This is a genomic window from Mesorhizobium sp. M7A.F.Ca.ET.027.02.1.1 (genome assembly GCF_004022985.1).
In the GTDB taxonomy this organism is placed as follows: Bacteria; Pseudomonadota; Alphaproteobacteria; order Rhizobiales; family Rhizobiaceae; genus Mesorhizobium.
Map to the genome: position 1 here is coordinate 1 of NZ_RZOL01000105.1, position 16,257 is coordinate 16,257.

13 protein-coding genes and 1 pseudogene are annotated in these 16,257 nt (G+C 63.8%); 12 read left to right on the plus strand and 2 right to left on the minus strand.

From position 1 onward, the window contains the following. A partial coding sequence (locus EN749_RS14075; protein WP_145990917.1) for an efflux RND transporter permease subunit occupies positions 1-1,262 on the plus strand: 1,262 nt, incomplete at its 5' end. 15 nt (positions 1,263-1,277) lie between these two features. Continuing rightward, the gene (locus EN749_RS14080) at positions 1,278-2,429 is read left to right on the plus strand and encodes an efflux RND transporter periplasmic adaptor subunit (RefSeq protein WP_127320305.1); all 1,152 of its coding nucleotides are present in this window, start codon (positions 1,278-1,280) and stop codon (positions 2,427-2,429) included. 22 nt (positions 2,430-2,451) lie between these two features. On the opposite strand, the gene EN749_RS14085 is transcribed toward EN749_RS14080, so the two are convergent. Further along, a complete protein-coding gene (locus EN749_RS14085) occupies positions 2,452-3,384 on the minus strand; it encodes a LysR substrate-binding domain-containing protein (protein WP_127811042.1) in 933 nt (310 codons plus the stop codon). Between the two features lie 95 nt (positions 3,385-3,479). On the opposite strand from EN749_RS14085, the gene EN749_RS14090 reads away from it, so the two are divergent. The 8 genes from EN749_RS14090 to EN749_RS14125 all read left to right on the plus strand — a co-directional run bounded on the left by EN749_RS14090 (position 3,480) and on the right by EN749_RS14125 (position 12,883). Beyond that, on the plus strand, positions 3,480-3,998 hold the full coding sequence (locus tag EN749_RS14090; RefSeq protein ID WP_245491387.1) for a 2OG-Fe(II) oxygenase: 519 nt from the start codon (positions 3,480-3,482) through the stop codon (positions 3,996-3,998). Positions 3,999-4,105: 107 nt separating this feature from the next. Beyond that, positions 4,106-4,798, plus strand: a complete 693-nt coding sequence (locus EN749_RS14095) for a GntR family transcriptional regulator (protein WP_023808713.1) — start codon at positions 4,106-4,108, stop codon at positions 4,796-4,798. A gap of 36 nt (positions 4,799-4,834) precedes the next feature. Further along, on the plus strand, positions 4,835-5,941 hold the full coding sequence (locus EN749_RS14100; protein ID WP_128288798.1) for a mandelate racemase/muconate lactonizing enzyme family protein: 1,107 nt from the start codon (positions 4,835-4,837) through the stop codon (positions 5,939-5,941). A gap of 1 nt (position 5,942) precedes the next feature. After that, positions 5,943-7,127 (plus strand): mandelate racemase/muconate lactonizing enzyme family protein, encoded by a 1,185-nt coding sequence (locus EN749_RS14105; RefSeq protein ID WP_128363353.1) that lies wholly within the window; start codon positions 5,943-5,945, stop codon positions 7,125-7,127. A 169-nt stretch (positions 7,128-7,296) separates the two neighbouring features. Further along, positions 7,297-8,961, plus strand: coding sequence for an ABC transporter substrate-binding protein (locus EN749_RS14110; RefSeq protein ID WP_127811046.1), 1,665 nt, complete (start codon positions 7,297-7,299; stop codon positions 8,959-8,961). A gap of 70 nt (positions 8,962-9,031) precedes the next feature. Beyond that, positions 9,032-9,985, plus strand: coding sequence for an ABC transporter permease (locus EN749_RS14115; protein ID WP_128363354.1), 954 nt, complete (start codon positions 9,032-9,034; stop codon positions 9,983-9,985). After that, positions 9,982-10,860, plus strand: a complete 879-nt coding sequence (locus EN749_RS14120) for an ABC transporter permease (RefSeq protein ID WP_128363355.1) — start codon at positions 9,982-9,984, stop codon at positions 10,858-10,860. Before EN749_RS14115 ends, EN749_RS14120 begins: the two co-directional genes overlap by 4 nt. Continuing rightward, on the plus strand, positions 10,853-12,883 hold the full coding sequence (locus EN749_RS14125) for an ABC transporter ATP-binding protein (RefSeq protein ID WP_128363356.1): 2,031 nt from the start codon (positions 10,853-10,855) through the stop codon (positions 12,881-12,883). Before EN749_RS14120 ends, EN749_RS14125 begins: the two co-directional genes overlap by 8 nt. Before the next feature lie 26 nt (positions 12,884-12,909). Here EN749_RS14125 and EN749_RS14130 read toward each other — a convergent pair. Continuing rightward, positions 12,910-13,811, minus strand: a pseudogene (locus EN749_RS14130) (LysR family transcriptional regulator). Positions 13,812-13,922: 111 nt separating this feature from the next. Between EN749_RS14130 and EN749_RS14135 the strand changes: the two are divergent. After that, positions 13,923-15,560, plus strand: a complete 1,638-nt coding sequence (locus EN749_RS14135) for an ABC transporter substrate-binding protein (protein WP_245491391.1) — start codon at positions 13,923-13,925, stop codon at positions 15,558-15,560. Further along, positions 15,557-16,257 (plus strand): DUF427 domain-containing protein (locus EN749_RS14140; RefSeq protein WP_189367510.1); only part of this gene is annotated, 701 nt, incomplete at its 3' end. The genes EN749_RS14135 and EN749_RS14140, both read left to right, overlap by 4 nt.

Consider the following 16,257-nt stretch of genomic DNA (forward strand, 5'->3'; position numbering starts at 1 on the left):
CGTCGAAGCTCGTCGCCGATGTGCGCGGCAAGCTGATGCAGATCCCTGAAGCTTTCGCGCTGAGCTTCGATCCGCCCTCTATCCCGGGTATCGGCACCACAGGCGGCTTCGAATTCGTCGTCGAGGATTTGACCGGCCGCGGCAGTTCAGCCCTCAACGATGCGACGCAAGCCGTGATCGCCGAGGCGCGCAAGCAGCCGGAAATCAACCCACAGCAGCTGTTCTCGCCATTCTCGACCTCGACGCCGCAGTTCAACTACGACCTCGACCGCAGCAAGGCCAAGCTGCTCGGCCTCAATCTGCCCGATGTCTTCAACACGCTGCAGATCTATCTCGGCTCGCTCTACGTCAACGACTTCAACCTGTTCGGCCGCACCTTCCGGGTGACCATCCAGGCCGACAAGGATGCACGTGCGGGTGCCGCCGACATTTCGCGGCTCTATGTGCGCAATGCCTCCGGCGGCATGGTGCCGCTCTCGACGCTGGGCAAACTCGTGCCCTTCGTCGGCCCGGAGACCGTGCCGCATTACAACAACAATGCCTCGGCCTCGATCAATGGCGGTGCCGCACCCGGCTTTTCCTCGGGCCAGGCGGTTGCCGCGATGGAACGGGCCGCCGCCATTGCGCTGCCAAGGGATTTCGGTTTCGAATGGACCGGCATCACCTTCCAGGAGCTCAAGGCAGGATCGATCGCGTCCGTCGTCTTCGGCCTCGCCATCGTCTTCGTCTTCCTGATCCTGGCGATGCAGTATGAGAGCTGGGCGATGCCGTTCATGGTGCTGTTGGCGGTGCCACTGGCCCTGTTCGGCGCCTTCGTGGCCCTGTTGCTGCGTGGCATGCAGATCGACGTCTACTCGCAGATAGGCTTTGTCATGCTGATCGGCCTGGCGGCCAAGAACGCGATCCTGATCGTCGAGTTCGCAAGGCGACGGCGCGAAGAAGGCCTCAGCATCGTCGACGCGGCGATGGAGGCGGCACGGCTCAGGCTGCGGCCGATCCTGATGACGGCCTTCGCCTTCATCCTCGGCGTGCTGCCGCTGATGTTTGCGACCGGCGCCGGTGCGGCAAGCCGGCAGTCGATCGGCACCACCGTGTTCGGCGGCATGGTCGCGGCGACCACCCTGTCGCTGGTGTTCGTGCCGGTGTTCTACGCGGTCATCGAACAGCTGCGCGAACGCCGCGGCAATGACGAGCCCGCCTCTCAAGACAATGAACCAACGACTGAGCCCGCCTTGCGCCCCCTGGCGGAAGCGGCCGAATAAGATTGGAGACTGATCATGCGTAAATGGAAAATCGCGTTGGGAACGGCCGTCGCGCTGGGAGCGATCTCGGTGGCCAGCGTCCACCTGCTCGACATGGGCAACCTCAGCCTCAATGCCGGCACGGCCGCGGCGACGCCTGCTCCGGCGGCATTCGTCATGCCGGTGCCGGTGGTTAGTGTCGTCAAGAAGACGATCCCGATCTACCTGGACTATGCCGCGCGGACGGAACCGATCCGCAGCATCACCTTGCAGGCCAGGATTCCGGGCTATCTGCAGGAGCAGACCGCAGCCGACGGCGTCGACGTCCGGCAAGGCGACCTTCTCTACAAAATCTCGCCTGACGACTTCCAGGCGGCTCTCGACCAGGCCAAGGCGCAAGTGCAGCGCGATACGGCGACGCTCGACTATGCCCGCTCCAACCTCGGTCGCGGCACCGAGCTCGCCAAGAGCGGCTACCTCGCCAAGGACGGCTTCGACCAGCGCACCAGCACCTTGCGCGAGGCACAGGCGTCGCTGGCGGTCAACCAAGCGGCGGTCCGCACGGCAGAGCTCAATTTGAGCTACGCCGAAATCCGGGCGCCGTTTGCCGGGCGTCTCGGCCGCAACCAGGCTTCGGTCGGAACGCTGGTCAGCGTTGCCGGCACCGTGCTCAACACGCTGGTGCAACTCGATCCGATCTACGTCACCTTCAACCCGAGCGAGACGGATCTGGCCGAGATCGAGCAAGCCCGTGCGAACGGCCCGATCGAAGTGGAGGTGCTGCTCCCCGGCCAGACCGAGGCCAGCCAGAAGGGCGAGCTTACCTTCATCGACAATTCGGTCGACCGCTCGACCGGCACGATCACGGCGCGCGCAACGATCGGTAACGGCAAGTTCACGCTGCTGCCCGGCCAATATGTTCGTGTCCGGCTGCATGTGAGAGAGCAGGCCGACGCGCTGATGGTGCCGCAGACGGCGCTGGGCTCGAGCCAGCTCGGCAAATATCTCTATGTCGTCGGCAAGGACAACACGGTCGACCAGCGGCTGGTTTCGCTCGGACCGACGAGCGGCGGTCAGGTCGCCATCCTCAGCGGCGTCGCCGAGGGCGACCAGGTGATCACGGGCAATCTGCAGAAGATCGGACCCGGAGCGCCTGTATCGCCGATACCGGAAAAGCCGGCCACCTGAACACCCCCGTCAGGACCCGGCTTCAGCGCGGCGCCCCGACCTTCCCACAGGTCGCGGGCGCCGCTCGACTGAGCAGTTCCACCAGACCGGCAACATCGGCGCGGTCGGCCTTGGCCGGCGGCATGAATGCACAGTAGGGATGCCCGAGGCGCACCGAGACGGAGGAGAGCGCAATCAGCCGACCGGCCGCCAGATCGGCGCGCGCCATGACCCGCTGGCCAAGCGCGATGCCCAGGCCCAGCCTTGCCGAGGCGATCGCAAGGCTGGACAGGCCGACGCGCCGCCCGTGCGACGGGTTGGGTGAGCGGCTGCCGCCGGAGGCCGCAAACCAGTCAGCCCAGGTCGGGTGCGAGGCATAGTTCGGCCCCCAATTGGTGTGGATGAACTGGCTCTCGTGCAAATCCGCCAGACTGGTATCGCCATTGCCGTGCCGGTGCCAGAATTCCGGTGCGCAGACAGGCAGGACGTCGTCATGGACGAGACGGACGAGTTTCAATCCGGGATAGTGATAATCGCCATAGCTGATGCGCAGGTCGATGTTCTGGCGCATCAGGTCGACCGGATCGTCCTCGACCCGAACGTCGATCGCCATCTGCGGAAAGGCATCGAGAAGTACCGCCAGCCTCGGCGCCAGCCACAGTTCGGCCAGCGAGAACGGCACGCTGACGACCAGGCGCGTCCGCATCCCGCCCTCCAGCATGCGCTGGCCTATGGCGGCGATGTCTCCTAGCGCCTTCGCCGTCTGTGGATAGATGGCGTGGCCGGCATCGGTGAGCGCGATGCGGTTGCCGGTGCGCACGAACAATTGCTTGCCGAACCAGTTCTCAAGATTGCGTATCTGCTGGCTGACCGCTGCAGAGGACACGCCGAGTTCAGAAGCGGCCAAGGTGAAGCTGCCGGCACGGGCGGCAACTTCAAAAGCCTTGATCGCATTCAGCGGCGGCAACCGTTCCACAACAGATCCATAAGTTTTTCTTGCTCAATCTTAATTATTTTCGACGTTGAGAGAAAGATTTTTTTGCCGTCTCCGACCATCCGGCGCTGCGCAAGGTGGAGACCATCAGCCACACCGTCTGTGCCGACCAGATTCCTGGCAGTGTCGTGCTCGCCATCTACGAATACGAACCGCTACTGCGCTTCCTGGCAGCGACGATGGGCAAGACCAGGCTGCATGTCATGCAGGATCCGCTGGCGCGAACCAATGTCATGGCCTATCGCGCCGGCGAGGCTTTGAACTGGCATTTCGATCGTTCCGAATTCACGACGACGCTGCTGCTGCAGGCAGCGGAATACGGCGGCGACCTCGAATACCGCACCGATCTGCGATCTGACGGCAATCCCAACTATGACGGCGTCGCAAGGCTGCTGGACGGGCGCGACCCCGATGCAAAGATCCTGCGCATGAAGCCCGGCACGCTGAATGTCTTCCGCGGCAAAAACACCGCGCATCGCGTCACCACGGTCGAAGGCGAGCGCGAGCGCATGATCGCGGTGTTTTCCTACTATGAAAAGCCCGGCGTGATGTTCAGCCCCGAGGAGCGGGTCGGCTTCTACGGCCGTGCCGCCTGAGACCGAAAGGCCGACATGCCAACGGCCCCCAAGAATCCGAAGATGACCTCTTGTTAGATTGTCGACAATCTGCTTGTCTTGCTTTCGATTTCCCTGGGAGTGGCCGAATGGCGAAAGCGGATTTCAGTCCGATTGCGGACACGACGCGACGCGCCGAGATCGTCGCGCTGTTGCGGCGCGCGATCCTGACCGGGCAGCTCGCACCCGGCCAGAAGCTCAACGAGCTGCGGATTTCCGAACAGATGCGGGTCAGCCGCGCGCCGTTGCGCGAGGCAATGCGCGAACTGGTCCAGGAAGGCATCCTGACCAGCATCCCCTATGCCGGCACCTTCGTCATCGAGGTCACAGCCAAGGACATCGACGATGCCTATTCGTTCAACAAGGTGATGGACGAGCTGGCCATCGAGCGGGCGTGGCCGCTGCGCGACCAGCGCTTCTTCGACGAGCTCGACCGGCGTCACGAAGCCGTGAAGCAGGCGACCCGTGCGTTGGACACGACACGCCAAATCGAAACCGCGCTGCAACTGCATGGCCTGATCTACGAATGGGCCGACAATTCGGTGCTGCTGGAAACCTGGCAGCGGCTGACCAGCCGGCTGCAGATGTATTTTGCGCTCCACCAGCATGCCCGCAATGAGCCGGTGCCGGCCGAAGATGTTCACGAAACCTATGTGCGGTTGCTGAAGGGCAAGGACATGCGTGCAGCCCAGCGCCATGCCAGGGAGCACATCGATCTCGATTTCGAGGAGTTGCTTGCCTATGCGCGCGGCCTCGAACAACGCCCGTCGAGGGGCGCCTGACCCGTTCCCCACCATCACAGACAGCGGACAAGACACGTGCAGATCGAAACCATCAAGGCCTACCATGTCGTGCAGCCCTTCGTGGACGGGCCATACCGCATGTCGAAGGGGCGCGAGGCCGACGCTTTCGACGCGGTGATCGTGTCCATTGCATCAGACAGCGGTATCACCGGCTGGGGCGAGATGGCGCCGCTCGGCAATTTTTACTCGGCAGCCTTCCCGGCCGGCGTTCGCGCCGGGGTGGTCGAGATCGCGCCGCATCTGATCGGCCATGATCCACGCGGACTAGCCAGCATCGGCCGGCTGATGGACACGGTGTTCAAGGGTCATCCCTACATCAAGTCGGCGCTCGACATGGCCTGCTGGGATCTGGCGGGGCGCGCCGCCGACGTGCCGCTGGTCACGCTGCTCGGCGGCAAGGAAAGCGACACCGCAGAACTCTATAAGGTCGTCACGCACGGCAGCGTCGACGCCATGGCCGCGCTGGCCAAGCGCATCGTCAAGGACGGCTTCCACCGGCTACAGGTCAAGGTCGGCGGCAATGTGCATGACGACATCGAGCGTGTCACCGCGGTCGCCGCCTCGGTGCCGAAAGGCACGGTCATCTTCTGCGACGCCAATGCCGGCTGGACGCCCTATCAGGCGCGCCAGTTCGCCGGCGCGACGCGCAGCATCGACTACACGTTCGAGCAGCCCTGCACCACGATCGATGAAAACATGTCGGTGCGCCGCATGCTCGACAAGCCGATGGTGCTCGACGAATCCGTCACCTCGCTCGAGGCGATGCTGGAAATTCATCGCCTGGGTGCGGCCGACGGGCTGACCCTGAAGATCTCGCGCCTTGGCGGGGTGACGAAGACGCGCCAGATCCGCGACGTTGCCGTCGACCTCGGCTTCATGATCACGGTCGAGGACACGGGCGGCGCCGAGATCGACACCGCGGCCATGGCGCATCTGTCGTTGTCGACGCCGGAAGAGCGCCGGCTGCATGCCATCGCCTTCCATGAATGGGTGACGGTGCGCACGGCGTCGAACATGCCGCCGGTCACCGGCAGCCGCATGGGCGTTCCAGATGGCCCCGGCCTTGGCATTGATGTCGTTCCCGACCTGCTGGGCAAGCCTTTCTTCGAGGTCGGCCGCTGAGATGAAGATCCGCAGCATCAAAGCCACGCCGATCAATCTGCGCCTCGAAGCGCCCTATGCCTGGGTGTTCGGCGAACTCGACGGCTTTTCGCCGACCATTGTTGAAGTCGAGACGGAGGATGGCTTGATTGGCCTCGGCGAAGCGCCGACGCCGGCGGCGGCCGCGATCATCAACGATGTCCTGGCGCCACGGCTGGTCGGGCGCGATGCCTTCGACATCGCCGGCGCCGAGCATGTCTGCCTGCCCTTCTGGACCGGCGTGCAGTCGATCAACGACCGCACCCGCATCATGGCTTTCGGCGCCATCGAGATGGCTTTGTGGGACCTGCGCGGCAAGGCGTGGAACCAACCGCTCTACCAGTTGCTTGGCGGCGCTGTGCGCAAGGATATCCCGTTCACCGACTATTTTTCGCTGCGCGGTGATGGACCAAAGGTGAAGGGCGAGACGACGCCGGAAGAAGTCGCCGATTATTGCGTCGAATTGCACGAGACGCACGGAACGACCTTCTTCGAAGGCAAGTTCTCGACCGATGATCCGAAAATCTCGTTAAAAATGGTCGAGCTGATCCGCCGTAAACTCGGCGACGATGCGATGATCCGCATCGATTCCAACCAGGCTTATTCACTCAGCACCGCGCGGCGGCTGGCGCGGCCGCTGGAAGAGCTCGGGGTGCGCAACTGGGAGGACCCGGTGGCGACCATCGAGGAGATGCGCGAATTGCGGCGCCATTGCTCGATCCCGTTCTCGACCCACAACATCGACATTGCGCGCGCCATGGAAACCAAGGTTCCGGACGCGTTCGTCGGCAACCCGACGACGCATGGCGGCATCGGCCGGCTACTGCGCTTCGTTGGCGCCTGCGAGCACGCCGGCATCGATTTCTGGTGCTACAGCGGCGACAGCGGCATCGGCAGTGCCGCCTATCTGCACCTGTGCGCGGCACTTGGTTGGATCAGGGAGCCGAACCAGTCGCTGTTTCGCATGCTGCCGATGGATGTCACCGAGGAAGGGCCGTTTTCGCCGAGAAACAATTTCGTGCGCGTTCCGGAAGGTCCCGGTCTCGGCGTCACCTTGTCGCGCAAGAACCTCGCTGCCTGTCACAGAGACTTTACCGAGAAAGGACCGTGCAACAAGTATCACGACCCGGCAAAACCCGGAACCTATCGCCGTTTGCCGCTGAACTAGACGGCGGAAGCAGTGCAGCCAGGAAGCCGGCGCGTCCACGCCACGACTGGATGGACCGGACAAAACCGCATGCTAAGGTTCCTGTCGACAGGCCTCTCTGGCGGCGGGAAAATGGAGCAATCCACGAAATTTCGTCAACCATAAGAAATAGGGGAAAGGGTAAAAACCCATGAGCAAGAACTACAGCATTCTCGACCTGATCCGGCGCAATCGCACGCCGCTTGAAAATCACCTGATCGACGGCCTTGTCGACGGTCGTGTCAGCCGCCGCGACTTCGTCCGTCACGGCAGCCTGCTCGGCCTGTCGCTGCCGCTGCTGGGCCGTATCGGCATGGCAGCCGGCCTCGGCGGCATGCCGTCGCTGGCGCGCGCCCAGGGCGCGCCCGGCGCCACCATCCGTGTCGCCAGCAGCGTGCCGGCAGCGACGATCGACCCGGTCACCATTGCCGACGCCGGCGGCTTGCTTGTCATGCAGCAGGTTGCCGAGTTTCTCTGCGTCGACGGTCCCGATCTGGTGCTGCAGCCGGCGCTGGCCGAGAGCTGGAAGCCGAACGACAACGGCACGGTTTGGACCTTCAAGCTGCGCAAGGGCGTAAAATTCCACAGCGGCGGCGAGATGAAGGCCGAGGACGTCGTGGCCAGCATCGACCGCCTTGCCGATCCGGCAAACTCGTCCAACGCGCTGTCGGTGTTCAACGGCATCCTGCAGAAGGGCGCCTCCAAGAAGGTCGACGACTACACGGTGGAATTCCACCTCGATGCGCCGAACGGCAACTTCCCCTACATGCTGTCGTCCGACAACTACAACGCCGTCATCATCCCGGCGAGTTACAAGGGCGACTACGAGAAGAGCTTCGACGGCACCGGGCCGTTCAGAATAGAGAAATACACGGCAAAGGTCGGCGCCTCCTTCGTCCGCAACGAAGACTATTGGGGTCCGAAGGCACTGCCGGAACGCACCGAATTCACCTTCTTCACCGATATGCAGCCGCAGATCCTGGCGCTGCAGGGCGGACAGGTCGACATCATCAACCAGATGCCCGTGCTGGCCGGCGTCGCTCTGCTCAACGATCCGAACGTCGACATCATCAGCCTGAAGTCGTCGGCCCATCAGCAACTGCACATGCGCTGCGACGAGGGTCCGTTGAAGGATGCGCGCGTGCGCCGTGCCATTGCGCTCTGCCTCGATCGCGACAAGCTGGCCGCCGGCCTGATGAAGGGACGCTCCGCTCTAGGCAATGACAGCCCGTTCGCCGCCGTCTATCCTTCGACCGATACGAGCGTGCCGCAACGCAAGCAGGATATCGCCCAGGCCAAGCAGCTCATGGAAGCAGCCGGCCTTGGCCAGGGCTTCAAGATAACCCTGACCACCGAACGCTACCTGGAAATCCCCGAATACGCCCAGCTGATCCAAAACTGGGTCAAGGAGATCGGTGTCCAACTCGACCTCAACATCCTCGACCAAAGCGGCTATTACGGAGACGCGGTGTTCGGCAAGTCGAACTGGCTGGATTCGGTGATGGGCATCACCGACTATGGTCACCGCGGCGTGCCGAACGTCTATCTCGCGGCACCGCTGAAGAGTGAAGGCACCTGGAACGCGGCACACTTCAAGAACAAGGACTATGACGCGCTGGCGACCAGCTACATCGCGGCCCTCGACCTCGAGGCACAGAAGGCCGACGCCGGCAAGATCCAGAAGCTGCTGCTCGAGGAAACGCCTGTCATCTTCGGCTATTTCTATGACTATCTGACGGCGACGGCGAAGGGTGTGGCCGGCGTGCAGCCGACCGCCATGTCGCAGCTGTTCCTCGATAAGGCATCGAAGGCCTGAACGGAAGGGAAAGCCAATCCTCTAACAGCCAGCTCCCGCATGGGGGCTGGCTCCACAAGGAGTCCTAGCCATTCTCTCCTTCCTTGTCCGGCGTGTCTCGCTGTCGCTCGTCACGCTGTTCCTGCTCAGCATCATGGTGTTCCTGGGCGGCCAGGTGCTGCCCGGCAATGTCGGGCGCGCCATATTGGGCCCGTTCGCCGACCAGCGCGCGGTCGACGCGCTCAATCACACGCTCGGCGTCGATCGCCCGCTGCTAACGCAATACTGGAGCTGGATCTCCAACTTCGTCCAGGGCGACATGGGTACGTCCTACATCTTCCGCTCGCCGGTCGCGCCTTTCGTCATCGATGCACTGGGCAATTCGATGAAGCTGGCAGCGGTCGCCTTCGTGCTCGTGGTGCCGATCGGCATCCTCGGCGGCGTCGTCGCAGCGCTCAACCTCAACCGCCCGCTCGACCGCATCATCAGTCTCGGCGGCCTGTCGGTGACGGTGCTGCCGGAATTCGTCACCGGCATCATCCTGATCCTGATCTTTGGTGTCTGGCTGCGCTGGCTGCCGATATCGGCCGCATGGCCGCGCGACGCCGGCTTCTTCACACAGCTCTATTACCTGATCCTGCCCTCGCTGCCGCTGTTCCTGGTGCTGTTCGGCTACATCGCCCGCATGGCACGCTCCGGCATGATCGAGGCGCTCGATTCCGACTACACGCGAACGGCCGTGCTGAAGGGCCTGCCCTGGCGCACGGTGATCTGGCGGCATGTGCTGCGCAATGCGCTGCTGCCGACCATCACCGTCATCGCGACGCAGACCGGCTACCTCATCGGCGGCCTTGTCGTCATCGAAACGCTGTTTCGCTATCAGGGCATCGGCTCGCTGATCTTCACCGCCGCGCGCGGCAAGGACTTCCCGATGCTGGAGTCGGGCATCCTCACCATCGGCATCGTCTATGCCGTGGCCACCCTTATGGCCGACTTCCTCTATTCCGTGCTCAATCCGCGTATCCGTCTGGGGTCAGATCAATGAGCGCCGTCCAAACCAGCTCTCCGACACCAGACGACACACGCCGGCGCGGCCCGCTGGCGGAGGTCTTTTACTCGCTGCTGCGCTCGCGCACATTCCTTGTCGGTTTCGCCATCGTGCTGTTCTGGGTTGCCTGTGCGCTGTTCGGCGAGCATTTCGCACCTTACGATCCGCTCGCCGACGACATCATCAACGCGCTGGCGCCGCCCTCTTCCGAACACTGGTTCGGCACCGACCAGATCGGCCGCGACGTCTTCTCGCGCGTCATCGTCGGTTCGCGCGACATCCTGACCGTCGCACCGCTGGCAACCTTGCTGGCGACAGTGGCCGGCACGGGGCTCGGCCTCCTTACCGGCTATTTTCGCGGTCTCGTCGACGATGTCGTCAGCCGCATCCTGGAAGCCTTCATGGCGATCCCGGTGGTCATCGTCGCGCTGCTGGCCATCGTCGCGCTCGGCACCTCCAAAACCACGGTCATCGTCGTCATCGGCCTGAGCTTCGCGCCGATCATTGCGCGCACCGTGCGCTCGGCGGTGCTGGCCGAGCGCGAACTCGACTATGTCGCCGCCGCACAGCTTCGGCATGAAAGTGCACTGCATACGATGTTCGTCGAGATCCTGCCCAACGTCATCCCGCCGATCCTGGTCGAAACCACCGTGCGGCTCGGCTACGCCATTTTCGCGGTCGCCACGCTCTCCTTCATGGGTTTCGGCATCCAGCCGCCCTCACCCGACTGGGGGCTCTCGATCTCCAACAATTACGGCATGATCGGCGGCGGCTTCTGGTGGACGGTGCTGTTCGATGCGCTCGCCATCGCTTCGCTGGTGATCGGCGTCAATCTGGCGGCCGACGGCGTTCACGGAGCGCTCAATGACTAACTCCGCCAAGGCCGAAAACGCACTCGAACTCACCGATCTTTCGGTTGCCTACCGCGTCGCCGGCCGCAATCGCGCCGTGCTACGCAACCTCAGCCTCACCATCGGCCAGGGCGAAGCCTATGGGCTGGTCGGCGAATCCGGTTGCGGCAAGTCGACAGTGGCGCTCACCGTCGTGCGCTATCTGCCGAGAAATGGCTCGATCACCGGCGGCGCGATCTCGCTCGACGGCCAGAACGTGATGAAACTTGACGCCGAAGCGCTCAGGCGGGCGCGCGCGGAAAGCGTCTCCATGGTCTATCAGGACCCAGGCAAGGCGCTGAACCCATCGATCCGCGTCGGCCGTCAGCTGACCGAGATTTTTGAACTCGGCGGCGTTTCGGGACGAGCGGCCACCGACCGGGCGATTGCGATGCTGAACCGCGTGCGCATCTCCGACCCCGTCAGCGTCATGCAGCGCTACCCGCACCAGCTTTCCGGCGGCATGCAGCAACGCGTGGCGATTGCCATGGCGCTGGCCAACGATCCGTCGATGCTGATCCTCGACGAGCCGACCACCGGCCTCGATGCGACGGTGGAGGCCGAAGTGCTCGACCTGATCGCACAGCTCAGGCAGGAACTGTCGGCCTCTATCCTGTTCATCAGCCACAACCTCGCCGTCGTTTCCAACATGTGCGACCGAGTGGGCGTGCTCTATGCCGGCATGCTGGTCGAGGAAGGACCAACGGAGGTCGTGTTCAACGATCCGCGCCATCCCTATACGGTGGCGCTGCTGCGCTGCCTGCCGCGCGGGGGCCAACGCAAGGATCAGGGCCGGCTCGACACCATTCCGGGTTTCCTGCCCGGCATCGGGGCCGACATCAAGGGCTGCGCCTTCGCCGATCGCTGCGCGCTCGCCGACGATCGCTGCCGCAGCGAATTGCCACCGCTCTACGATCTGGGCGGCCGGCTGTCGCGCTGCTTCCATCACGACAAGGCGCAGGCGCTGCCGCGCGAGACACCGAGCGATGTGGCGCCTGTCCCAAAGGCGGCAGCCGCACCGGTGCTGCGCGTCGCCGGGCTGAACAAGACCTATGCCAGCCATGGCCAGGCACTGCGCGCCGTCAAGGATGTCTCGCTCGATTTGCGACCCGGCGAGACGCTCGGGCTGGTCGGTGAGTCCGGCAGCGGCAAGACGACCTTCGCCAGGCTGCTGCTCGGCTTGGTGCCGCCCGATGACGGCGGCACCATCGAACTCGAGGGCAAGGCGCTGGCGCCCAGGCTGGAGAACCGCAGCGACGACCAGATCAAGGCGATGCAGATCGTCTTCCAGAATCCGGACTCCGCACTCAACCGCTCGCATTCGATCCGCCACCTGATCGGCCGGGCGCTGAAGCGGCTGGCCGGCCTCTCCGGCAAGGCGCTGGAGTCGCGCCTCAATGACCTTGTCCGCTCGGTCCGGCTCACCGACCGCCATCTTGCGGTCAAGCCACGCCAGCTCTCCGGCGGCCTGAAGCAGCGCGTCGCCATCGCGCGCGCCTTCGCCGGCGACCCGCGCATCGTCGTCTGCGACGAACCGACCTCGGCGCTCGACGTTTCGGTGCAGGCTGCCATCCTCAATCTGCTCGCCGACCTGCAGTCGAAGGAAGACGTCAGCTACATCTTCATCTCGCACGACCTTGCCGTGGTGCGTTACCTCTCCGACAAGATCGCCGTGCTCTATCTCGGCCGCATCATGGAACTTGGGCCATCGGAAGACGTCTTTTCCGGACCGCATCACCCCTATACCGAGGCGCTTTTGTCGGCGGTGCCCAAACTCGACCAGACCGAGACGGCACGCATTCGTCTCGACGGCGAAATCCCCAGCGCCACCAATCCGCCTTCGGGCTGCGTGTTCCACACGCGCTGCCCGCGCAAGATCGGCCCGATCTGCGAACAGCAGGAGCCGCCACTCGGCGAGGCCCAGCCCGGCCATTCGATCCGCTGCCACATTCCTTACGCCGAACTGGCCAGGCTGCAGAGAGCGGTCGTGACCGAGCCGGCATAGCGCTCTCGCTCGCGTGGCTTGGCCGGTCAGATCTGGCCGGCCATGCTGAGAGCACGGTCACCTTCTGAAAAACCCTGCCCTTCGGCCCAGTCCTGGCCAGCGTGCGCAGGCCTGTGAGCGCGACATCCAGAACATCCGAAGACACGGGATTCGAGGGATAGGCGAGGTAGATCGGCCGTTGGAATACCGGAGCGTTGTCGATGCGCCGCATCTCGCCGCGCTCGATATGACCGCTGACGGCACTGAGCGGCAGATAGGCGGCGGCCTGCTGCGACTGCACGTGCTGAAGCCCGATGAAGACCAGCCCGGCCGAAATCGCCGGCTTGACCATGCCGGCAAAGGCGCGGTCGTGCTCGATGCGGAACTCCAGCCCCCAGTCCATCAGGATATAGTTTTCGGTCCATGGCTTGGTCTGTGCGGCGTGCTGGACGAGCACGACCTGATCGACGGCCAGCGTCTCGTAGACAATGCCGGGATGCGGTCGCGGCAGATAGAGGATGCAGATGTCGAGCAGGCCTTCCGCCAGCTGGTCGATCGCCGAGTCCGGAAAGCTGCCCTCCAGCCGCAGCGCCACGTTCGGCCGCCTGGCGCGCATCCACTCGACCCATGGCGAGGTGATGCGGTCCCACAGATAGGCCGGCGCGGTCAGCCGCAGCAAGGTCTCGTAACCATCGGGAACGGCGATGTCCTGCCGCGATTGCTCCCAGGTGCGGGTGATCGACGAGGCATGCGGCAGGAACTGCCGGCCGGCCGGCGTCAGCGTGACGCCATCGCGGTCGCGCACGAAAAGCCGGCGGCCCAACTGCTCCTCCAGCCCCCTGATCCGCGCACTGACGGTGGACTGGGCGAGGTTGAGCCGGCTGGCCGCGACGGTGAAGCTGCCATGGGTGGCGACTTCGAGAAAGCTGCGCAGATTCTCAGTGTCCATGCCCACCTCCTGCATCGAAAATTTCGATGACTCCTATCAAAAAATATCGCTTTCCGGCGGCAGTCAACAATGAACTAGATGGCTGAACCCCAAGACAAGCGAGGAATCCGGATGATCGACAACGCTCGCAGAACACTCACTGCAATCGAAAATTCCGCTGTTGACGAATTGCTGGCCGGCAGGATGGACCGCCGTGACTTCCTGCGCCATGGCAGCGTGCTTGGGCTTTCCTTGCCGTTCCTGGGCAGCCTTGTCGCGGCCGCCGGCCTCGGCACCCAGCAGGCCCGCGCCGAGGGCAAGCCGGGCGGCACGGTGCGCGCCGGCGTGGCGACGCCGGGCGGCGCCATCGATCCCGTCACCTACTATGACAGCGGCAGCTACCAGCTGGTTTTCCAAACCGCCGAGTTTCTCTGCATCACGCAGCCGGACCTCACTTTGAAGCCTGTGCTGGCAGAGAGCTGGGCGCCGAACGAGGATGGCAGCGTGTGGACCTTCAAGCTGCGCAAGGGCGTGAAATTCCACAATGGCGAGGATTTCAAGGCCGACGACGTCGTCGCGACCTTCGACCGGCTGGCCGATCCCAACGGCGCTTCCAACGCGCTTTCGGTGTTCAAAGGCCTTCTTTCGAAGGGCGGCACCGGGAAGGTCGACGACCACACCGTCGCCTTCCATCTCGATGCGCCGAATGGCAGCTTTCCCTATTCAGTGTCGATCGACAATTACAACGCCGTCATCCTGCCGGCGAGCTACAAGGGCGATTACGAAAAGACGTTCGAAGGCACCGGACCGTTCCGGTTGGAAAGCTACACGCCAAAGGTCGGCGCGACCTTCATCCGCAACCCCGACTATTGGGGTGAGAAGGCGCTGCCCGACCGGCTCGAATTCAAGTTCTACGGCGATGTGCAGCCGCGCATCCTGGCGCTGCAGGCCGGCGAGGTCGACATTCTCGATGCCGTCCCGCTCGATGTCAGCCAGGTCGTGCTGAACAGTCCTGATATCACCGTCTTGCGTGTCGCTTCGACCGCGCACCGCCAGTTGCACATGCGCTGCGACACCGGCCCCTTCACCGACAAGCGCGTGCGCCAGGCGCTGGCGCTGTGCATCGACCGCGCCAAGCTGGTCGACGGCTTGTGCCGCGGCATGGCGGCGACTGGCAATGACAGCCCGTTCGCGCCGGCCTTCCCGGCGACCGACAAGTCGGTGCCGCAACGCGTCCAGGACATCGCCAAGGCCAAGCAGTTGCTCGAGGCGGCGGGTCTCGCCGAAGGCTTCGACATCACGCTGACCACGCTGCGCTATTCCGACATTCCGGGCTATGCGCAATTGTTCCAGAATTTCGCCAAGGAGATCGGTGCGCGCATCTCGCTCAACATCGAGGACCAGGACAAATATTACGGCAAAGCGGTGTTCGGCCAGTCGGACTGGCTGGACAGCCCGCTCGGCATCACCGACTACGCGCATCGCAGCGTGCCAAACGTCTTCCTCAAGAGCCCGTTGGTCAGCGACGGCCCTTGGAACGCGGCGCATTTCAAGAGCCCGGCCTATGATGGCATGGTCACCAGCTATCTCAAGGCGCTCGATGCCGGCGCGCAGCGCGCTGCCGCCTCTGACATCCAGAAATTGCTGCTCGACGAGACGCCTGTCATCTTCAGCTATTTCCCCGATCTGCTGGTGCCGGTGCGCAAGAATGTCAGCGGCCTTCCGCCGATCGCGGCCGGCCTGCTGCTCGACCGCGTGTCGTTGAGCTGATCGTGCGCCAGCGCCCGATGACAAAAGAAACAAAACGGGAGACTACCATTCGCAAGCCCCATCTGCGCGGCCGTGGGCCGCATTTTCCGCTGCTCGACACCATCGTGCAGTATGAATTCGAGCCGGGCTACATAGCCTTCACCATGCCGACGCAGAAGCGCCTGCGTGTGCAGGTGGGATCGATGACCGTGGCCGATACGACTAATGCCTTGGTGTTCTACGAATCCGATCACCTGCCGGTCTACTACTTCCCGATCGGCGACGTTCGCGAGGAATTCCTGCTGCCGAGCAAGACGACGACAGAGGACCCGTTCAAGGGCACAGCCACCCACTATTCACTCAACACCGGCATCACGCTGGTCGAGGACGCGGCCTGGCGCTATCTCGATCCGGTCAAGGGCTGTCCGCCAATATCCGACTACATGTCGTTCACCTGGAGCAAGATGGGACACTGGTTCGAGGAGGACGAGGAGATCTTCGTCCACGCCCGCGATCCGTTCCGCCGGGTCGACTGCCTCCCGTCGTCGCGGCGCGTGCAGGTCATTCTCGACGGCGAACAGGTCGCCGATTCACGCCGCGGCGTGTTCCTGTTCGAGACCGGCCATCCGGTGCGCCACTATCTGCCGATCGCCGACACGCGGCTCGATATGTTCGCGCCCAGCCGCTACATTTCGCGCTGTCCTTACAAGGGCATCTC